The sequence below is a fragment of the Mesobacillus boroniphilus genome (assembly GCF_018424685.1).
Lineage (GTDB): Bacteria > Bacillota > Bacilli > Bacillales > Cytobacillaceae > Mesobacillus > Mesobacillus boroniphilus_A.
In genome coordinates this window covers 441620-462777 of sequence record NZ_QTKX01000001.1, presented here as the reverse complement: position 1 = coordinate 462777, position 21158 = coordinate 441620, and the positions used below count along the sequence as shown (strand labels likewise).

Annotated in this window: 19 protein-coding genes; 7 read left to right on the top strand and 12 right to left on the bottom strand. The window is 41.4% G+C overall.

The window, feature by feature from the left end; genetic code table 11:
• Positions 1 to 70 precede the first annotated feature (70 nt).
• The 7 genes from ptsP to DYI25_RS02210 all read right to left on the bottom strand — a co-directional run bounded on the left by ptsP (position 71) and on the right by DYI25_RS02210 (position 6558).
• Positions 71 to 1786: a phosphoenolpyruvate--protein phosphotransferase gene (gene ptsP / locus DYI25_RS02240; RefSeq protein ID WP_213366575.1), complete on the bottom strand. Its 1716-nt coding sequence runs from the start codon at positions 1784 to 1786 to the stop codon at positions 71 to 73.
• On the bottom strand, positions 1786 to 2052 hold the full coding sequence (locus DYI25_RS02235; RefSeq protein ID WP_213366573.1) for a phosphocarrier protein HPr: 267 nt from the start codon (positions 2050 to 2052) through the stop codon (positions 1786 to 1788). Before DYI25_RS02235 ends, ptsP begins: the two co-directional genes overlap by 1 nt.
• A gap of 316 nt (positions 2053 to 2368) precedes the next feature.
• Positions 2369 to 3625 carry a hypothetical protein gene (locus tag DYI25_RS02230; RefSeq protein WP_213366570.1) on the bottom strand — a complete coding sequence of 419 codons (1257 nt, stop codon included), beginning with the start codon at positions 3623 to 3625 and terminating at the stop codon, positions 2369 to 2371.
• On the bottom strand, positions 3622 to 4818 hold the full coding sequence (locus DYI25_RS02225; protein WP_213366567.1) for a DUF58 domain-containing protein: 1197 nt from the start codon (positions 4816 to 4818) through the stop codon (positions 3622 to 3624). The genes DYI25_RS02230 and DYI25_RS02225 overlap by 4 nt, the downstream gene beginning before the upstream one ends.
• A gap of 4 nt (positions 4819 to 4822) precedes the next feature.
• Complete coding sequence (locus DYI25_RS02220; protein ID WP_213366564.1) at positions 4823 to 5767, bottom strand: AAA family ATPase; 945 nt, start codon at positions 5765 to 5767, stop codon at positions 4823 to 4825.
• A 309-nt stretch (positions 5768 to 6076) separates the two neighbouring features.
• Entirely contained in the window at positions 6077 to 6268 is a 192-nt protein-coding gene (locus DYI25_RS02215; RefSeq protein WP_249745212.1) for an aspartyl-phosphate phosphatase Spo0E family protein, read from the bottom strand.
• Between the two features lie 95 nt (positions 6269 to 6363).
• Complete coding sequence (locus DYI25_RS02210) at positions 6364 to 6558, bottom strand: hypothetical protein (RefSeq protein ID WP_213366561.1); 195 nt, start codon at positions 6556 to 6558, stop codon at positions 6364 to 6366.
• A 296-nt stretch (positions 6559 to 6854) separates the two neighbouring features.
• Between DYI25_RS02210 and DYI25_RS02205 the strand changes: the two genes are divergently transcribed.
• Positions 6855 to 7043: a YkvS family protein gene (locus DYI25_RS02205; RefSeq protein WP_213366558.1), complete on the top strand. Its 189-nt coding sequence runs from the start codon at positions 6855 to 6857 to the stop codon at positions 7041 to 7043.
• Positions 7044 to 7091: 48 nt separating this feature from the next.
• Here DYI25_RS02205 and DYI25_RS22360 read toward each other — a convergent pair whose 3' ends face one another.
• Entirely contained in the window at positions 7092 to 7208 is a 117-nt protein-coding gene (locus tag DYI25_RS22360; protein WP_225650320.1) for a DUF6254 family protein, read from the bottom strand.
• A gap of 127 nt (positions 7209 to 7335) precedes the next feature.
• Between DYI25_RS22360 and DYI25_RS02200 the strand changes: the two genes are divergently transcribed.
• Both DYI25_RS02200 and DYI25_RS02195 read left to right on the top strand, forming a co-directional pair.
• The gene (locus tag DYI25_RS02200; RefSeq protein ID WP_213366555.1) at positions 7336 to 7947 is read left to right on the top strand and encodes a CPBP family intramembrane glutamic endopeptidase; all 612 of its coding nucleotides are present in this window, start codon (positions 7336 to 7338) and stop codon (positions 7945 to 7947) included.
• Positions 7948 to 8135: 188 nt separating this feature from the next.
• Positions 8136 to 8792: a hypothetical protein gene (locus tag DYI25_RS02195; RefSeq protein ID WP_213366552.1), complete on the top strand. Its 657-nt coding sequence runs from the start codon at positions 8136 to 8138 to the stop codon at positions 8790 to 8792.
• Positions 8793 to 8816: 24 nt separating this feature from the next.
• Here the strand turns inward: DYI25_RS02195 and DYI25_RS02190 are convergent, their stop codons facing one another.
• Positions 8817 to 9860 carry a YkvI family membrane protein gene (locus DYI25_RS02190; protein ID WP_213366548.1) on the bottom strand — a complete coding sequence of 348 codons (1044 nt, stop codon included), beginning with the start codon at positions 9858 to 9860 and terminating at the stop codon, positions 8817 to 8819.
• Positions 9861 to 10091: 231 nt separating this feature from the next.
• Between DYI25_RS02190 and DYI25_RS02185 the strand changes: the two genes are divergently transcribed.
• Positions 10092 to 12245, top strand: a complete 2154-nt coding sequence (locus tag DYI25_RS02185) for an ATP-dependent Clp protease ATP-binding subunit (protein ID WP_213366545.1) — start codon at positions 10092 to 10094, stop codon at positions 12243 to 12245.
• 230 nt (positions 12246 to 12475) lie between these two features.
• Positions 12476 to 15502 (top strand): efflux RND transporter permease subunit, encoded by a 3027-nt coding sequence (locus tag DYI25_RS02180; RefSeq protein WP_213366542.1) that lies wholly within the window; start codon positions 12476 to 12478, stop codon positions 15500 to 15502.
• A 354-nt stretch (positions 15503 to 15856) separates the two neighbouring features.
• On the opposite strand, the gene DYI25_RS02175 is transcribed toward DYI25_RS02180, so the two are convergent.
• A complete protein-coding gene (locus DYI25_RS02175; protein WP_213366539.1) occupies positions 15857 to 17551 on the bottom strand; it encodes a M3 family oligoendopeptidase in 1695 nt (564 codons plus the stop codon).
• A 144-nt stretch (positions 17552 to 17695) separates the two neighbouring features.
• Positions 17696 to 18133, bottom strand: coding sequence for a MarR family winged helix-turn-helix transcriptional regulator (locus DYI25_RS02170; protein WP_213366536.1), 438 nt, complete (start codon positions 18131 to 18133; stop codon positions 17696 to 17698).
• A gap of 245 nt (positions 18134 to 18378) precedes the next feature.
• Between DYI25_RS02170 and DYI25_RS02165 the strand changes: the two genes are divergently transcribed.
• Positions 18379 to 18948 carry a LemA family protein gene (locus DYI25_RS02165; RefSeq protein WP_213366533.1) on the top strand — a complete coding sequence of 190 codons (570 nt, stop codon included), beginning with the start codon at positions 18379 to 18381 and terminating at the stop codon, positions 18946 to 18948.
• A 2-nt stretch (positions 18949 to 18950) separates the two neighbouring features.
• The gene (locus DYI25_RS02160) at positions 18951 to 19682 is read left to right on the top strand and encodes a TPM domain-containing protein (protein ID WP_342032466.1); all 732 of its coding nucleotides are present in this window, start codon (positions 18951 to 18953) and stop codon (positions 19680 to 19682) included.
• 443 nt (positions 19683 to 20125) lie between these two features.
• On the opposite strand, the gene DYI25_RS02155 is transcribed toward DYI25_RS02160, so the two are convergent.
• On the bottom strand, positions 20126 to 21118 hold the full coding sequence (locus DYI25_RS02155) for a phosphotransferase enzyme family protein (protein ID WP_213366526.1): 993 nt from the start codon (positions 21116 to 21118) through the stop codon (positions 20126 to 20128).
• Between the last annotated feature and the right edge of the window lie 40 nt (positions 21119 to 21158).

Here is a 21158-nt window from a genome sequence, read left to right as displayed (position 1 = left end):
TCTAACCAAAGTGCTTACTCATCTATACCCGCTCTATATAGGTTAAAACATTTTTTATATTACAATTATGTTACAAAGAAATTGCCTGGTTTACTGCTTCTACCACTTCTTCTGTTGTGCTCATATTCAGCACGCTTGAAGCCAGTTTTTCCATATCTGCTTTGTTTAAGTTCCTGATCAGTGAGCGTGCTTTCAGGATTGAAGACGCACTCATGGAGAACTCGTCAAGGCCAAGGCCAAGCAGGATTGGTATCGCCGTTTCGTCTCCGGCCATTTCTCCGCACATTCCAGCCCACTTGCCTTCTTTATGAGCTGCATCAATGACCATTTTTACAAGGCGAAGGATTGATGGGTTGTATGGCTGGTACAAGTATGATACTTGCTGATTCATCCTGTCCGCTGCCATTGTGTATTGAATCAAGTCATTTGTTCCGATGCTGAAGAAGTCGACTTCCTTTGCGAATTGGTCTGCTAGGACTGCAGTGGAAGGAATCTCAACCATGATGCCGAGTTCGATATGCTCAGCAACCTCGATGCCTTCCTCAATTAACTTCGCTTTTTCTTCTTCAAGCATCGCTTTTGCTTCCCTGAACTCATTAAGAGTAGCGATCATTGGGAACATAACCTTCAGGTTGCCATGCACACTGGCACGTAAAAGAGCGCGCAATTGTGTGCGGAAAATATCCACTTCCTCAAGGCAAAGGCGGATTGCCCTGAAGCCAAGGAACGGATTCATTTCTTTAGGCAGGTTTAAATATGGAAGCTCTTTATCTCCGCCTATATCCAATGTACGGACAACGACTGGCTTGCCTTCCATGCCTTCAAGCACTGCCTTATAAGCTGTATATTGTTCCTCTTCTGTAGGAAGCTGGTCCCTGTCCATATAAAGGAATTCTGTACGGTAAAGGCCTACTCCCTCGCCGCCATTCTCAACTACACCTTTTAAATCCTTAGGCGTTCCAATATTGGCAGCAAGCTCTACGTGGTGGCCATCTGCTGTTACAGATTTTTCATTAACTAGCTTAGCCCATTCAGCTTTTTGTTTTTCGAAATCTTCCTGAGTCTTCTTAAAGGCTTCAAGCACTTCAGGAGTCGGATTGAAGTGCACTTCACCTTTCAATCCATCAACAACAACGATATCACCGTTGTTGATTTCTTCTGTAGCTGCCTTGGTCCCTACCACTGCAGGAATTTCCATTGATCGTGCCATGATTGCAGAATGGGAAGTGCGTCCCCCAATATTCGTAGTAAAGCCCTTTACAAATTGGCGATTCAATTGAGCAGTATCTGAAGGAGTCAAATCCTCTGCCACGATGACTACTTCTTCCGCGATCATGCTAGGATTCGGGATCTGGATTCCCAACAGGTTGGCCAATACACGCTTCGTCACGTCGCGGATATCTGCTGCACGCTCTTTCATATATTCATTGTCCATCGACTCGAACATGCCGATGAACATATCAGCCGTTTCTTTCAATGCATGTTCCGCATTGACATTTTCAGTTTTGATTTTATCTTCAATGGGTGAAATTAATTCTGGATCGCTCAATACTAGAAGATGAGCATCAAAAATCGCTGCTTTATCAGCACCTAAAGCCGTTCCGGCATGATCACGGATTTTTTCAAGCTCAGCTTTTGAAGTCTGAAGCGCTGACTGGAAACGCGCAATTTCATCAGTTGGAGCATCGATTGTTCTTTTTTCAAAAGAAAAATCTGGTTCGACAAGCTTATAGGCTTTCGCGATCGCAATGCCGTTTGAAGCGGCAATTCCCTGGAGAAAGCCCATTATTCAGCTAAACCTTCTTTTTTAAGAGCTTCTTCTAGTGTGTTAAGAGCATCCTGCTCGTCGCTTCCTTCAGCGATGATCGTGATTTCTGCTCCCTGGCCGATACCTAATGACATTACACCCATGATTGACTTAAGGTTTACCTTTTTTTCTTTATATTCTAAGTGGATTTCTGAATCGAACTTGCTAGCAGCTTGTACAAGCATCGTAGCAGGGCGTGCGTGAATTCCTGTTTCAGCAACAACCTTGAATTGTTTTTGTACCATACTATATCATTCTCCTTTTAAATAGATGATTAAGATGACCATACATGATGCCTTCCAAACTAAATGGTTCAATTCAGCGAAAGGTCAAAACTCAGGCCTAGCTAAAATGATATTTGTATTTTACCCATTTGTATTGTTCTTTCACACCATATATTGTTTCCAATCATTTCCGAAGAAATTCGGATTGGCATCCCACACAAAAGAATAGCATTTTGGATAGGGTTAGACAATGAAAAAACATTGATTTTTAAAGGTTTAGAGCATTTTTTTTTAGTAAAACGTTTTCATTTTATCGAAATTGTGACAAGAGGTTATTTTATCGTCTGAAGATATTCTTTATGTTATCCTTCAATCCTGTTTTGCTCTCTTCCTTCCGTAATTTTTCCAGTGCGTTGAACTGTTTTTTTATTGTTTTGATTTCATCCTTAAACCAGCTATCAATATTTTCATCCAAATGCTCGCCATATCGAACCCTTTCGTAGGTCTGGATGGTACGTGGCTCATAATGGATGCCGAGTCTTTCGAACCATTCCTTGACATCTTCATGGTTAAGCCGTCCCAGCTCCTTTTTATAGGCATATTTTTCAAGCTGGAAAATTTCCTTCCTTATAAGGTTGCTTGGTACTACTGTCCGCCTTCTTGTGAGATGGCCACTGTTTGCTGGACCATCAATGGAGGTGGTGGTGAAAAACCCTGCCTGTACTGCTTCTTCCTTTGTCTGCCTGCTAAATAAATTGGTTTTTTTATAAATTAAGTAAAAAGCAAGTCCAATTATTATTACAAACAGAATAGGTCCCCAAAAATCCGGATCGAAAACCTGCCTGGACTGTTCAAAAGGTATGTCATTCTCCATATTGGGCAATTGCCCAGAGAATACTTTGTTGGCCCGTGCTTGCATAGCTGGAGAAGCAATCCAGGCAAAAAAAGGATATAACAGAAGAGAGAGCATCCACCCTATCACTTGGAGGACAATAAAGAAAATTTGCTTCAGTAGATCTCTTCCAAACGTTAATACCGCAACCAGGAGCAAAATAAACCCCAGCAGCTTTGAGTAGGTGACAACAAATCTTTTTTTGGAACCCAGTTTAATATCCATCCACTTCAGCAAAAATTGCCCCGATAATACAAACAGCAGCTGAAAGATTAAAAGGAACACGATTTGAATTAAGTATGACTCGCCATAAAAATAAGCAAGCGGTGAAACGAAAACCCCGATCAGAAATGTGACGACAAGCCAAACACTTTCTGAATGACTTGTAGAATCCTGATGGAACTTAAGCACCCTCGAAAAAATCAATATTGCCATAATCCCTAAATAAAAAATCTCTAGATTGCTCAAGTTGCCTGCCACGAAGAGAAGAGGCATGATCACCAGAAAATACAATGGTTTTGCAAGATGTGGTTTCAGCTCCAATAAAACCGTAAAAAGCATAGAGGCTGCAGCAGCTATTCCCATGGCTGCAAGTAAAGGCATTACCTGTGAAGATAGCAAATGAAATATCACAAGAATGAGACTTGCAAAGGTCCATTCTATATAAAAGCGAAAAAAGACATTTAAGACTCTGTTTTTCATTTGCCCGCCACATCCTTCAACATAATTTTCATTGGCTCCAGGAAAGCATGTTCATTATCTATTTGCAGCTCGAATACCTGAACTCCTTCTCTAATCCATTCTTGGATATATCCATCTGCTCCTTTTGTACGGATTCCAGCATGTATCATGGTAGGGGCAATCGGTAAATGCAGTTTGTAAAAAAACAGCAGCTGTTCATGAGGAATCGTTGGTGAATGGAAATCTGCTATTGCCAGTAAATCAAGCAGCTTCTGAAGATGGTCTTTGCCAGACCCTAATGGCAGATAAGTAAATGGTGTAAAGCCAGCAGACCTGATATTCATGCAGAGCGAGAAGGGAATATTCCTCCCATGAAAAAAGTAGGCCATTTCTGCTGTGCTGCTCATCAAAAATTCCAGATTGCTAGTCACTGAATACCCGTCAGTAACATTAATGAACAAAACAGCACCTGCCTCATTGATCCGTTCATATTCCTTCGTCTGCAAGGTCATTTTCCTTGCACTTGCATTCCAGTCGATCCTGTTGAAGCTGTCTGTCGGCAGATAATCTCTTGTTCCGATTGGCCCCATATTATCTTCAAACACAGAGAAAAAGGACGGGCTGTGGCCAGGCTTAACTGACTTATGTTTATCGATATTACGCACTGAAATAGCCCTTGGATAGACTAATGCCTCTATATTGATAACGTCTGTAAACTCAAGAATCGTATCTCCGAATCCAAAGAAATGCGGGATATGGAGCTCCATTTTTCTTATTTTTGATGATCCTCGCTTTTCAGCGACAAAAGGAATATTGATGTTGATTTTTTCTTTTTGTCCCAACGAGAACGGCAGGCTGACATCAACTCTTGAAGAATGAATATGATACTCGCCAGAAACCGGGACAACCGCATTATCAAAATAGATGGAGAGATTGCCTTTCATAATTGGAAGGCCTTGATTGAGAAACTGAAGGCACCACTCCCCTTTGTCTCCGATGAAAAACCGATTACGCTTACGGTCATTATCGAAAAACAAGCCTTCACCAATATGTTTCAGATAGTAGGAATTCCCAGCTGCAATAAAAATGATCATCAGGCCAGTTCCAAACATCAGCAAGGAATTCATGTAAAAACTCGCAATCAGTAATAGGATACCTAGAAAGGCCAATATGGATAGAAAGCGGTCCTCAATGACGATTTTTTTCCATTGCATTGGCTTAAACCTCGAATTCTACCGGAAGCGGAATGGATTCCAGCAAATCCTCAATTACTTTTTCTGGTGTCAATGTCAGCGAAGCCTCCGCAGACAAATAAATCCTGTGTCCTAACACGAAGGGGGCCATCTCTTTCACATCATTTGGAACAACATAGCTACGCCCTTTTATGAGGGCTCTTCCTTGTGCAGCCTTCACTAAAGCAAGCGTTCCCCTAGGACTAATCCCTAATTCTATTGAAGAATGTTTCCTTGTTTTCCGGGTGATTTGCAATAGATACTCTTCAACCACTTTAGTTAACTTCACATTCCTGAGTTCCTGCTTTAAAGAATTGATATCCTCTTCGCTTATAACGGAGTTGACTTCTGACACTACAGTTCCAAATCTATGTTTTTTTATCATTTCCCTCTCTTCATTTATTTCTGGATACCCAAGAGCCAACTTAATAAAGAAACGGTCCATCTGTGCGACCGGAAGCTGGAATGTCCCCTGCTGTGATTCTACAGGATTCTGGGTTGCAATAACGAGGAAAGGCGATTTTAAGGAAATCGAATGGCCATCGATGGTTACCTGATGTTCCTCCATTGCCTCCAGCAGGCTTGACTGGGTTCTTGGTGTTGCACGGTTGATTTCATCTGCCAGAAGAATATTGGTGACAATTGGACCCGGTTTTAATTCGAACTCCTGAAGTTTTGGATTAAAAAACTGGATCCCTGTAATATCACTAGGCAAAACGTCCGGTGTGAATTGGATTCTTGAGAAATGACCGCTTATCGTCCTGGCAAATGTTTTAGCAAGCAATGTTTTCCCCGTTCCTGGCACGCTTTCCATGAGAATATGGCCATTATTCAATAGAGCTATGACCATCATCTCTACCTCATGATCACGCCCAACCACATTTTTCCTAATTTCTTCTTTTAGCTGCTCTAGTTTGTTTACTATTTCCATTTCTCTTTCCCCCATTGCGAATGAACTCATGTCTTCTTTTTGTAACGCTCTTTTCATAAACTTCGTTGCTTTTTCAACGAAAAGTAAAAGCCGGCACCTGGGTTTTTACGAGTAGGATTGCAGCCCTTGTTCAGTAGCCTTCTCGAAAAGAGCCCCGATACCTTTAATAATGTGGTAAAAAGTTCATGTTCGAAAAGCAACAAATCAAAGCAAAAACTGCCTTCTTTAAAAGACTTATGAAAAGTTTAACACCCGAAAGTAAAAATGTGAATTTTCAACCAATTTTATCCAAATAAAAAGGAACACTTTTTAGTGCTCCCCCGGAAATTTTTTTTGAAAAACATGCAGTTCTTCCTGAATAATATTTAAAAGCTTATCAAGCTCCTGGCTGGCTGATATGGTTTGTACGCTTAGAAAACCTGTTTCCTTAGCGGCTGAAATCATTTCTCTCCGTTTGTGTTCGATTTCTACCATTATCTTTTCAGGGCACAAAGTTTCCATCAACGAATCACCTCATCAGTCTGTGTTAATATTTTACTACTATTCCACTAATAGGGATAGTAAAAATTTACCCTAGCCGTTAGTTTTTTTTGAATTTAACTCCTCGCTTCATCCATATATCTAAAGATGACATCGCCACCTCTTTGAGCGATACCCCTGATGTGCTTAAAATCTTGCCTTACTACCAACAATTCACGAAAATCCATAAAATCCTGTTTCGCGACAAAGATTTCTTCTACTTCTTTATTTTTCAAACTTTCCAGCATTCGGACAGCCTGTTCTTTATCCAAAATAACCACCCCTTGTTTCATAAACTAAAACTATTTTATCTCCTATTAATCAATTTGCAAATTCCAATTATTTTTCTTTCCCATGTTTCTAAATTTGTAAATGGAAAACATTTTAAATTTTATCTGGATGCACATGTAATTTTTCTATATAATAGGTTATATAAATTGAATTTTCTAACTTTTATAAAATGAAAGTTTCGTGAACATTTGAAATTTAATACTGATTTTCCTTTACGCTAGGTGAAAATTAAGGCAAAATGTTAGTAATTCGAAATATAACGAAGGAGCGAGTTTATTTGAAGAAAGCCGAAGTTGGAAATGTAATCGAATTCAAAGCAGGATTGCAAGGTGTCGTAGAAAAAGTCAATGAAAACTCAGTTATTGTTGATTTGACATATATGAACAATTTCCGGGATTTGGAGCTCGATCAACGCACTGTCATCAATCATAAAAACTATAAAATTGTTAAAGAAACAGCCTATTAATATATGAAAGCCAAGAAGAGAAAAGCAGCCTAAGCTGCTTTTTCTTCTTTATTCTTTATTTTCCTTGCCAGCAAGTTCTTTAAAGGATTTTACTTTTCCATGCGGATGCTGATCCTGTTTTCGGACAGTCCAATTACGCTCCCTCTCGCGCTTTGATTCTGACATGATCTTCCCTCCATTCAAATTTTCGTTCATTATTACCATGCCCCATCTGGAAGAAATCATTTCCTTACAATTTTAATGAATTATTTGGTACAATAAATTTTGTTTCTGGAAAGGGGTTATATGAAAAATGAAGAATTGGATAGCGGATCGCAGATTAATTCTTGGTATTTTGATCGCGCATCTACTACTATTTTTTACCTTCGAGGATAAAGACGTATTCTGGTATATATTCACAGCTTCGATGCTGGTTCTGATTAGTTACTCCATCATACACGAAGAAATCGAGGACAATACCTCAACACTCTCTTACTTAACGCTAGGGGTTGCTTCGGGTCTCGGTTTGTTTGGCCTCTTTTGGCTTGGGAGCTTCCTGATCGAGGTGCTCAATTTACCCTTCGCCAACCAAATCTCGCGTCTATACAGCAGATTCTCACCTGACTTATTCTGGCATTATCTCGTCTTGGTGTTAATACTTGCACCTGGTGAAGAAATCTTTTGGCGAGGATTTATCCAAAAACGACTCAGCAAATACTTTAGTGTGAAAATTTCGATTGGTCTTTCTGTTATTTTATATGCTTCTGTCCATCTCTATTCTGGAGAGTTCATTCTCGTGTTGGCTGCAATTATCGCAGGGCTGTCGTGGAGTATTTTATATGCATGGAAACGGAGCATGCCACTCGTTATTGTCTCTCACATCGTCTTTGATTTATTACTATTTGTTTTTCTTCCTCTTAGCTAAATTGCAAATAATTAGAATTCCAACTCAAAGTGACCCATGCCGATCATTGGCTTATGGGTCATTTTCATTATTGTCCTATCTGCCTGTCCATGATATTTTGTAAAAGCGGCAAGTACTGTAACTTTCATTAATCTATTCCGTCTAAAAATGTAGAAATCACCAATCGAAATAACAGGGGGCAATTAGGCATGAACAAATTAGCGAAACCTTTTGCGGTAATCGGATTTTCAGCACTAATCATTGCAGGCTGTGGTTCTCAAGAAGAATCCAAACCGACAGATAAGGCACCTGCAGCCCAGCCGGCTGCTGCGCCAGAAAAAAATGAAGAAGATCAAAAGACAACGGACCAAGAAAAAAGTAATGAAGAGGGATTAATCCGCATAATGGAACAAAACATCGCCTATACAATAAAAGGCGAACAAAAGGAACAAACTGCTTTTTTGAAATACAATGATAATCAAAATTACTCTATGTATGTTTTACCGGAATATGAATTGTCAGCAGAGGAACCTAACAAGGATGTATTGATGTGGACTGAAGACGACAGTGTGTTTATGCGGATAGAATTACTGCCAGCTGACGCGGAATGGGCGTTAGTCGAAGAGAATTCAAAAGCTCAGCTAGCAGCTGTAGGTCCTGAAGTAAAAGAAGCCCAAAAACCTGAAGACCCATTCTTCAACAATGCATGGGCTATGGAAACTCAAAGCGGATCAGACATCGTAACAACTTATTTAATTAAAAATCAGGAACAACCTTTAAAACTGACTCTATTCACAAAAGAAGATGCTGACCATCGCAACGCATTCCTGGAAATGGCCAAAACGATCATGAAAGAGAATAAATAAAGAAGGGGCTTCCCCCCTTCTTTTTTATTTATTCTCATTAACTGGTTTCATCCATAACAACACTATAAAGATTAAACTGATATAGCCAAAAACTGGGTACAAGATTGAAAGAAGTGTTCCATAATCGATCAAGCTGATGAAATAACAAATTAAGAAGAGCAGTGAGACGACGAGTAGGCTTGGCAGCTTGACATATTTTTGAATCTGCCTTTCAAGGCCAAAAATATTGCCGATTACAGATGTGAATATTTCACCATATACAATCAGGACAAAAATCCAGTAAAGTCCTGCAGCTAGCTGCTTCATAACGACTGCCATCGGTATTTCAAAAGTTTCGAATCCTGGGAGCATGATTAAGGTCAAATGGCTTGAAAGCAGGATTAAAGTCAGCGCAATCCCGCCGAGGATTCCTCCCCATTTTACAGTATTATCGTCTTTCATCTCTGCTGCAACAGGAACAAGCACTGCCTGGGCAAGCGACAGGTTTAGGGCTGTATATGAAAATGGTCCGATTACGGCCTTCCAGCCATCCTCTGCATATGGAATAAAAACGACCTGTTCAATGAATCCAGGCAACTTAACGGAAAGGAAAAATAAGATCAGACTGAACAAGATCATCATCGGCACGACAAAGGTGTTGACAGCAAATACGCCCTTTAAACCGACAACCATAACGGCAAGTGACAATGCAATCGTGATAAAGATTCCCAGCGATTTTGTCAATCCAAGCTGCTCCTCGAAAACTGCCCCTGCACCCGAAAGCATAACGGCACAAACCCCTAGCAGCATAAACAGCATCATAATATTGATGATCCTGCCAAAAAACTTCCCAAATAAATGTACATTCATTTCTTCATATGAACGGGCCCCGATTGCCGCTGCAATACGCATCAATTTTGCACCCAAATATGTAAGAATGTAACCCGCCATGAAAACCCCAATCAATCCAAATATTCCAAAGCGGGAAAAGAATTCGACGATTTCCCTCCCGGTCGCAAAGCCGGCTCCCACAACAGTACCAACATAAACAGCAGCGATTTGAAAGGCAGCACCCCAATTTGTCTTCAAAGCGTTCCCCTCCCTCCTTCTCAATATATGTAAGGATAGACAAACCATGACGAGCTTTTTTTAAAAGGTAATTCAAACACCACAATTTCAAAAAATTACCATAATCAAACTTCTTGAAAGTCAAATTAGGTCAAAGTATAATAAATTCAAATTGATCAAAGATAGTCAAGGTCAAAAGAAAAATCTTTGATCATTTTAAATGGAAATTACATTTTTGAAGGAGGAATTTAAATGCTTTGCCAAAATTGCCAGGAAAAACACGCAAATATCCAGTTGAGAGTAAATTTAAACGGTAATCAGAAGCATTTAATGCTCTGCGAAGATTGCTACCAAACAGAAAAAGAAAAATTAGGTGCTTCCTTTGGCAGCCCGATGTCTGGATTTTCCGGCTTAGGTGGCTCGCCTTTTAATGATATGTTCAAACAGTTTTCAAGCAATATGAATAATCAAGAACCTAATCATCGCCCGGCTGCTGTTAAGAAAACTGCTGGTGGAAGAAATGGCTTCATCGATCAATATGGGAGAAACTTGACCCAAATTGCAAAGACCGGTTTGATTGATCCTGTAATTGGACGAGACGAAGAAATCAAACGAGTAATCGAGATATTAAATAGGAGGAATAAAAATAATCCTGTGCTGATCGGGGAACCTGGAGTAGGTAAGACAGCCATTGCTGAAGGACTCGCTCTAAAGATTATTGAGGATGCTGTCCCTGATAAACTGAAGAACAAGGAAGTTTATCTTTTAGATGTTGCTTCGATGGTTTCCAATACAGGAATTCGCGGCCAATTTGAGGAGAGAATGAAACAACTGATTTCTGAATTACAGGCCCGCAAAAATATCATTTTGTTCATTGATGAAATCCATCAGCTTGTTGGTGCTGGCTCTGCAGAAGGTTCCATGGATGCAGGTAATATCCTGAAGCCAGCACTTGCCCGAGGTGAGCTTCAGGTAGTCGGTGCAACAACTCTGAAGGAATATCGTCAAATTGAAAAAGATGCGGCGCTCGAGAGACGCTTCCAGCCAGTAAATGTCATCGAACCAACAGTGGACGAGGCTGTCGAAATCCTGAAGGGAATTCAATCGAAGTACGAAGATTTCCATCAGGTTTCCTTTCCGGAAGAAACGATAAAGGCATGTGTCCAGCTCTCACACCGTTATATCCAGGATCGCTTCCTTCCTGACAAAGCGATTGATTTAATGGATGAAGCTGGTTCTAAGCTTAACCTGGTTTCTGATTATACAAATAAAAATGATGCCGAAAGCCGCCTTGCTGAAATCGCAAAGGAAAAGGAAGAGGCATTGAAGCAGGAAGACTATGAAACAGCTGCAAAGCTTCGTGACGAGGAAGCAAAGCTGGAAAAAGCATTAAATGAAAATGGCAATGCAGCACCTCCTTTTGTAACAGTCCTGCATATCCAGGAAATCATCGAACAGAAGACAGGAATTCCTGTGGGCAAACTTCAGGAGGACGAACAAGTAAGGATGAAGAATCTTGTCGCGAACCTTAATGGCAAGGTAATCGGACAGGATGATGCTGTACAGAAAGTAGCCAAGGCAATCCGCCGCAGCCGTGCTGGACTGAAATCAAAAAACCGTCCGATTGGATCATTCCTATTCGTCGGTCCAACAGGTGTCGGTAAGACAGAATTAACAAGGACACTGGCGGAAGAGCTGTTTGGCTCGAAAGATTCAATGGTCCGTCTTGACATGAGTGAATACATGGAAAAGCACAGTGTATCCAAGTTGATCGGTTCACCTCCTGGTTATGTAGGTCACGATGAAGCAGGTCAACTGACCGAAAAAGTAAGGCGGAATCCTTACAGCATCATTCTGCTGGATGAAATCGAGAAGGCACACCCAGACGTCCAGCATATGTTCCTGCAAATTCTTGAGGATGGCCGCCTGACTGATAGCCAGGGCCGCACTGTAAGCTTCAAGGACACTGTTATCATCATGACAAGCAATGCTGGAGTCGGACATAAAACAATTAAGGTAGGATTCAATCAGAGCACAGCTGTCAACGAATCAAGTATCCTTGATTCCCTGGGAGGCTTCTTCAAGCCAGAATTCCTAAATCGCTTCGACAGCATCATCGAGTTCAAGGCACTTGAAAAAAGACATCTTCTTCAAATTGTTGACTTGATGCTTGCTGAACTGAAGGACACACTTTCAGAGCAGAACATCAGCCTAGAAGTTGAAGCTGAAGTAAAGGAAAAGCTTGCTGAGCTAGGATACCACCCTGCATTTGGTGCACGCCCTCTTCGCCGCTCCATCCAGGAACAACTCGAAGATTCCATCGCGGACTTTATCCTTGAAGAACCGGATGCAGCTGAATTAAAAGCAGTTATCGAAAATGATGTAATCATCATTACGCGAAAATAATAACTTTGAAGGTTCGGAGTGAATCCGACCTTTTTTTTTGCCCTTTTCACCTTTGTTGGCTGCACATCTACCTTTGCATTCCCAGTTCAAAAGTCTTATTGATGAAGCTTTGTTCATAACCCAACAGGCAATGTGATAATCTAATAAAATTTTTACAGTTTAAAAATGAAATGTACATAGAAGACATATAGAATAAAAGCATAACTTTTTAAAGAAATGAGGTAAACCTAATGGGTTTTTTGACAAGATTCAGTCTTAAAAATGCTTTTGCTGTTTTTATTATCTCTTTTTTATTGATACTTGGCGGACTGTATTCCTTCACTCGCCTGAAGGTCGATTTATTACCGAATATCGAGTTCCCGCAGCTTTCTGTTGAAGTCATATATCCCGGGGCATCGCCTCAGGATATCAATGAACAAGTGACGGAAAAGCTAGAAACCAAATTCAAGGGAATTGATGGACTCAAGAAAATCCAGAGTTCATCATTTGAAAGCATCGCCATCATCAACCTTGAATTTCCTTTTGATGCTGAACTGGACGATGCTGAACAGCAGGTCAATACCTTCATCAAGGAGGCAGGACTGCCAGAAAATGTAGAAACAAATATTAATCGATTCTCTTTTGGCACATTCCCGATCTTTAATATTTCCCTCTTTGCAAAAGGTGATCAGGATCTGGAACAGCTTGTGAACGAAGAAATCATACCGGAGCTGAATAAAATCCAGGGAATAAACAGTGTTTCAGTTGGCGGTATGACCGAGGATATCCTCCAAATCACTGTGGATGAGGAAAAGGCTTCGCAGCTTGCCCTTAGTTTAAATGACATTAAAGAAAGCATTAATGCCAAGAAATTCAGCTTTCCTGCTGGCAACTTGAATGAAAACGAAATCCAGGTGCCTGTAAGAGTCCAGGAAAAAATTGAAGAAATCGATGAACTCGAGAACCTTGTGATGCAGTCGAATTTCGCGAAGGATGCACCACCAGTTAAACTCGGGGATATTGCATCGATTGAAGTTGTTACCGAAAAGCCGGAAATCACACGCTACAACAAGAAAGAATCTTTATCGATGGCCATCACAAAAAAGCAGGATGCAAATACGGTTGAAGTTGCTGATAAGGTTTTGGCTGTCATAAACAGTTTTGACGACCGCCTTGAGTACGCAATTGGTTTTGATTCTGCGGAAGGTATTGAAAAATCGGTAAATACCCTGGTAAAGGAAGGACTGCTCGGAGCCCTATTCGCTTCGATCGCTGTACTTATTTTCTTGAGGAACTTTAGGGCGACGATTATCGCGATTGTATCGATTCCGCTTTCGCTATTGATTTCATCAATCTTTTTGAATCAGCTGGATATATCATTGAACATCATGACACTTGGCGGTATGGCTGTTGCAGTTGGCCGGGTGGTGGATGATAGTATCGTTGTTATTGAGAATATTTTCCGCAGAGTCCGGAAAACAAATAAGGACATGACGGATGATTTAATACAGGATTCCACGAAGGAAATCCTGAAGGCGATCACATCATCAACCATAACCACGGTTGTTGTATTTTTACCGTTAGGACTTGTCGGGGGAATTACCGGGGAATTCTTCCTTCCTTTTGCTCTAACAATTGTATTTTCTTTGCTTGCATCATTAATTGTAGCCGTTACTATCGTTCCAATCCTGGCAAAATTCTCATTCAAGAAAGTGCCGAAGGAAGAAAAAGAAGGTGTGCTTCAAAGAGCATATGCATCTTCAATAAAATGGTCCCTGAACCACAAAGCTCTGGTCATTTTTCTTTCCATTGCCCTGTTAGCAGGTTCAGGATTCCTTGTCAAAGGTCTTGGCTTCACCTTCATTCCTAATGAAGAACAAAAGCTGCTAGTCGCTACTTTCCAGCTTCCATCTTCTACTTCACTCGAAAAGACGAATGAAGTCTCTTTGAAGGTCGAGAACATGTTCGCAGAGCAAAAAGAAATCAATGATGTTACTGTTGGAATCGGCAGCCGGGATTTCCAGACCGGTCTCAAACGCCAGAACCAGGCGAACTATTTTATCAGTCTCGGAGATGGTGTAAGTGTATCCGAGTTTATACCTAAGCTTGAAAAAGAAATGGAAAATATCGTTCTATCAATAGAGCCAGATGCCAAACTCGGTATCCAGGAGCAATCTACAGGCGGACCGCCATCAAATAATAATGTCAACATCGACTTGTACTCTACTGACCTGGCTGCATTGCAAGACGCGGCTGCCAGCGTAGAAGCTTACATGATGAAGCAGGCAGACCTAAAATATGTTTCTAATAATTTTTCCGAGAAGCAAAAGCAAGTGATTGTAGATATCAACTCCGAAAAATCTGCTCAATTAGGGATATCCGGTTTTCAAATTCTTGGTACCATCGCCGATAAAACAAAACCCGTTGACGCTGGCTCAATGAAACTGGGCGATGAAGAACGACGTATTTCCATAACCTATGATGAAAAGTCCGAAACAATCGAGGATTTAAAAAGCACGGTGATCTTCACTCAACAAGGACCTGTTGGGATTACTGAGATCGCCAGTATCACTGAAACGGAAGCATTCACCTCCATCCAGAAGTTAGATGGAAAGATATTTGCCCGAGTTACAGCCCAAATTGATTCGAATGATATTAGAACAGTTTCGAACGCCGTTATAGATGGTGTCCAAAATGACATTGAACTGCCTGAAGGTGTTTCCCTTGAAGGCGGTGGCGGCAGTGATGAGACTGTTGAAACATTTACACAGCTAGGCATTGCGATGATTGTGGCCATCGGACTTGTCTATTTGACCATGCTAATTACATTCGGTCAGGCTCGGATTCCGTTTATTATCCTGTCATCCTTGATTTTCGTGCCAATCGGCTCCCTGCTCGGACTGTGGATTGCCGATGAACCAATGTCAGTAAGCGTAATGATTGGACTGCTGATGCTGATTGGGATCGTTACGACCAACGCGATTGTCATGGTCGACCGAATTGGCCAGAACCGTACAGAAAAAGCCATGCCTATACGTGAGGCACTGATTGAAGCAGGAATCACGAGACTGCGTCCAATCCTGATGACAGCCTTTGCGACAATCGCTGCATTGATCCCACTGGCGCTTACCACTTCAGCAGGCACTTTGATTTCAAAAGGGCTGGCAGTAACCGTAATCGGAGGACTTACCTCCTCAACTTTATTAACTTTGATCTTGATTCCGGTTATTTATGAAGTGTTTTTCTTCAGACAGGTGAGAAAGGAACGCAGTAGGTAAGATGAAGCCCGCATGAAACTGCGGGCTTTTTTTAATTTGAATAGAGATCAAAAACACGTGCAAGGTTTTTTCAGGATGTTTCGGAGGAGATAATAGCTCCATTTACCATTTTTTGATCATCACGTTATTTACGGGCAATGCAGGGGCTTTCCTTTTACCGTTACGAGATCACGTTCCTATTTTCGGGATATGCAAATTTTTCCCGTTTTAAATTGTCCCGTGCTTTTTCTGTTAATGCAACCAGGTCCAAGACGGGAAATTTAATTTTTTCAAACAAAAAACTGCAGACAAACTGGATTTTCATCAAGTTTGTCTGCAGTCTGTAGCAAAGCGCACGAACTTCGCTTTTCCAATTTACAACTTGGTATCGTCGACGGAATCAAGCCAGCTCTCAATCTCACCAATCACTGACTGGACACAGCCTTCTTCAAATGGGGAAATAAGGTTTGCTTCCTTGACTAGGTCAGTGAAAGCCATGCTTCCTCCTAGCTTGCACAGGTTCGCATAATCTTTCCATGCTTCTTCCTGATTTTCTCTTGAACGCTTCCAGAATTGGAATGCGCAAATTTGTGCAAGCGTGTAATCGATGTAGTAGAAAGGTGAATTGTAGATATGGCCCTGACGCTGCCAGAATCCGCCTTCCTCTAAATAAGTATTTCCATCATAGTCTTTATGCGGAAGATACTTCTTTTCGATTTCTCGCCATTGCTGCTTTCGTTCTGCTGGAGTGGCTTCAGGATTTTCATAAACCCAGTGTTGGAATTCGTCAACTGAAACTCCGTATGGCATGAATAGCAAGCCACTGCTTAGATGTGAGAATTTATATTTATCTGTATCTTCTTTAAAGAATAGCTCCATCCATGGCCATGTGAAGAATTCCATGCTCATCGAATGGATTTCGCAAGCCTCATAAGTAGGCCAATTATATTCTGGAATTTCAAAATGACGGCTTGAATATACCTGGAAGGCGTGCCCCGCTTCATGCGTCAGGACATCAATATCACCTGAGGTTCCGTTAAAATTGGAGAAGATGAATGGTGACTTATAATTTTCAATGTATGTGCAATATCCTCCGCCAGCTTTACCTTTCTTCGCAACCAGGTCCATCAGGTTGTTTTCATTCATGTAACGGAAAAATCCACCTGTCTCAGGGGACAGCTCATCATACATTTTCTGACCGTTTTCAATGATCCACTCAGGAGTTCCCTTTGGTGCTGCATTTCCGGTTTTGAATCCGAATGGCTCATCATAGTATTTTAACTCTTCTGTACCGATACGGTTCTTCTGTCGTTCCTTAAGCTTTGTTGCAACCGGTACAATGTATTTGTGGACCTGATCCCTGAAGGCTGCTACCATGCTGCTGTCATAGTCAGTACGGAACATGCGGTAGTATGCCAACTCTACAAAGTTGCTGTAGCCAAGCTTGTGGGCCATTTCTGTCCTGACTTTTACAAGCTCATCATAAATGCGGTCAAACTCTTCTCCGTGCTCAGAGAAGAACGCGAATTTTGCTTCACTTGCTTTCTTTCTCGTTTCACGGTCTTTAGACTCGGTAAAAGGGTCAAGCTGCGCAAGCGTCCGCTCTTCACCTTCAAACATGATTTTTGCCGAAGCAACAAGCTTTGTATATTCAGTAGAAAGTTTATTTTCCTTCTGCATCAATGGAACGATTTCTGGTGAAAATTGTTTTAATTGAGCGTCAGCCAGCGCAAATAGCTGACGTCCCCATTTCGCTTCAAGGTCATTACGGTATTGAGATGTAACAAGTGCTTCATAATATTTTGTTACCAAACCTTCTACCTCTGGCGCCAGTTCATCCAGGAAATCCTGCTCTTGTTTATAGAATTCATCCTCGGTATCGATTGAATGGCGGATATAGCAAAGGTTGAACATGGTGCCAACATCATTACGCAAATCATTGATTCCATTCATTGCTATGCTTTGCTCCTCAACAGAGCCAGCATTTTTGAATTGTTCAAGCAGCTTATCGAACTTGGCAGTGACCTCCTCCAAATTCGGACGCGTATATGTATATTGCTCAAATTTCATGGTATTGCCCCCTTTATCTTTATAAGGGATGTATGTTTATCCCCATCCCTTTCCTATTCTACGGTTATTCCCTTTTTCCCTTTTTATTACTAGCTCTTTTCATTAACTTTTCCGTAAAAATAAAAAAACGGCATTTGCCGTTTTTTAATATTTGCTTACAGAAAGACCCAACTTTTTTAGCAATTCGATCGCTGCATCTTTTTCATCATCATTCAGGCTGTCCATAAGTTCATGGATAAGGGCGCTGTGTTCAGGAAAAATTTCTTCTATCAACTTTTTTCCATCATCAGAAATTTTCGCATATGTCACCCTTCGGTCTTTTGGGCAGGCTACTCGATTTAAATAACCCTTTTCTTCAAGCTTATCGACTACATAGGTAATACTTCCGCTTGCTAGTAAAATCTTACCCCCGATTTGCTGCAATGGCTGCTCACCTTTGTGGTATAGAAGCTCTAGAACAGCAAATTCAGTCGGGTTGAGTCCATTTCTTTGGATGACTTTGTTCACCTTTTCATTAACAGCCCTGTATGCTCTGGACAATACAATAAATAACTTTAAAGATTTTTCTCTCTCATTGTTCATACAATTTTCATTCCTTTACCTTAAACGACTAATCCATAACTAGAGTATATCTGAATTTGTTGTTTTTATCAGTATTTCCCTTAATTTTATAAGAAAAACTATTTAAAGTCTTTCCGTAGAATCTGTCATCCTTTTTTAAAAACAACGCCAGCAAGAAAATGTCATCTACACTAAGTTTAAATCAATCTAAATTAAGGGAAAAATACGGGCATCAACAAACCACAATGAAATTAGGAGTGTCTATAATGAAAAAAGGTTTAGGAATTGTTATCGGTTTATTAGTCATAATTGGAATTTTCATCATGATGGGAGTTGGCAGCTATAATAACTTCGTTGCCGAAGAGGAGAATGTCAATCAGGCATATGCCCAGGTAGAGAACCAGCTTCAGAGAAGACTCGACCTCATCCCGAACCTTGTCAATTCAGTCAAGGGCTATGCAGCACATGAAAAAGAGGTCATACAATCCATTTCAGATGCTCGTGCAAGATTGGCCGGAGCGAACACACCAGAAGAACAGGCTACAGCAAATGCCGAGTTGTCTAGCGCATTAAGCCGCTTGCTTGTGGTTGTCGAGAATTACCCGAACCTGAAAGCGGACAGGCAGTTCACTCAACTGATGGATGAGCTTGCGGGGACAGAGAACAGATTGGCAGTAGCGAGGAAGGATTATAATGATCAGGTATCCGTTTATAATAGGAAAGTGAAGCAATTTCCAGGTGCCATTATCGCCAACATAACAGGTTTTGACGAAAAAGATTACTTCCAAGCGGACCCTCAGGCACAGGAAGCCCCTGAGGTAGATTTCGGTGGCTGATGATGAGCCAGAACAGATTCCCTGGCCTGGCAGCAATACTTGGCATCCTGCTATTGCTGCTTCCCACCGGGGCAATCGCCGCACCAAATGAGATACCTGCACCAGTTGGGGATATATATGTACAGGATTTCGCCAATGTTTTAAGCGAGAACGAGGAAATCCAATTAAAAAATATCGGAAGTTCAATTGACAACCAGACTACCACACAGATTGCTGTCCTTACCGTCGACTCGATCGGTGAGTCAAGCATAGAGGAATACTCCGTCGAAGCTTACCGTAAATTTGGACTTGGAACGGAAGAGAATGATAATGGCGTGCTGCTTATAATAGCTATGCAGGAGAAAAAAATCAGGATTGAAGTCGGCTATGGACTTGAGGGAGTCATTCCCGACGGCAAAGCAGGGAGAATCCTTGATGAATATGCCATTCCTCATCTGCAAAATGGCCAGCCTAGCCTTGCTGTCATGAATACGTATCAAGCGCTTGCTAACGAGGTATCAGCTACAAATGAATTCGGGAGTGCTCCGCGTGATGACCAGCAGCAGGACTTTCCAATACCATCCTGGCTGCTCATCATCATTGTAATCGGCGTGGTGGTCCTCGATTTTATGTTCTTCGGGGGCACCCTAACCTACCTCTTGTTATCAATCATGTCGAGAGGCGGCCGTGGAGGTGGACCTCGAGGAGGCGGCGATGGATCTTCCGGAGGCGGCGGTGCCAGCCGCGGTTGGTAATAAGAAAGCAGCAGCGCCTTGGTCAGCCCCGACAAGCGCTACAAGCGACTCGAGCTGCTCAAAGCTGACGCTTCTCGCAAGATACTCGGGGAAGCCAACCCAGGGATGAAAACTGGCTAGGTGCTGGAGCTGGGCATTTCTCAAGCTAAATTATATAATCCCTACTTCAAAACAAAAACACCAGCAGCAATTGCTCTGGTGTTTTTTGCATTATATATTCCTTAAACAAACATAATAAAAAATAAAAGCAGGTGAAAGTTCATGTACCCACAATACATCCGTTACTTCCTCATGATCTCGGTAATCACAGATATTGCTCTGATTGCCTATTTGAGCACGCTAATCGATGAAATTGGTTTCTTTTTTTTCTTCTTGATGGTAGCTCTCCTTTTAAGTGGTACCTTTTTACTTTATACCTTCTATAAAAAAAATAATAGAAGTGGTTAACCAATATTCATTATCGGCCGTTTGTTCCTGATTCTGTCTGCGATTTCTTCCATCATTGCCTGTAATTTTTCGTCCCGATCCTCTGGGGCGATTTTTTTATGCAATACTGCGTACAGGACAATATCCCGGAGCATCAAGAACAACGGAACGTGCTCCTTCCAGCCTTCTGGCAGCTGATTCGCTTGTTGATATCCTTCAATAAAAGCATCCAGAAACAACTGGCCAAAGCGATATCGCTCTGCTTCCTCGCTGGCAGGGATTCGATAAATGATTGAGTAGTACAAGGGTATCGCAATATCTGAAGCGAACCAATGATAACTCGCATCGTCGAAGTCGAAAACGTGAATCTGTTCTCCATCATAAAAGAAATTCCCGGAATGGATATCCGTATGGATAACGCCATAATTATCCATGTTTTTCGGAAGGGCGGAAATCGTGGCAATCACTTCTTTCGCGTTTTCTACTAATTGCCTCTCCTCGGAAGGATAATACTTTTCAACATTGAGCAGTTCGTCCTCGTCCCAGCTGCCGCGCTTTTTTATGCCTTCAGATGGCTTATAAGATTTTGTGGCGCAATGCATTCTTCCAGTTGTTTCTCCCCATTTACTGAACAGTTCTCTATTGAATAGTTCAGAACGGACACTGATGGCTGTCCCGTTCGCTTTTGCAGTTAAGCATCCATAAAACATACTCTCATCAGATGCAGGAATTTCTTCCACGAAAAGACCGCTTTCGGATGAAAAGACCTCAGGTACTGATAAACCTTTTTTGTTTAAATGCCTCATCCAGTCCAACTCTGATAAAATTTCTTCTTTGTTTCGGTGGGAACTATGGGTAAGCCGCAATATATACGGCTGGCCATTTTTAGAAGTTTCAAAAACATAATTTTCAAAGTCACCAAGTTTTTTAACTTCCCTCTCTAAGCTGAAACGCTCTAGGAATTCATCTAACAATTCCTGTGTCAGCAATGTCTCCACAGCTTTTTCCATACTGATTCGTCTCCCCCTTCGAAATAGTCTGTATTTTCTT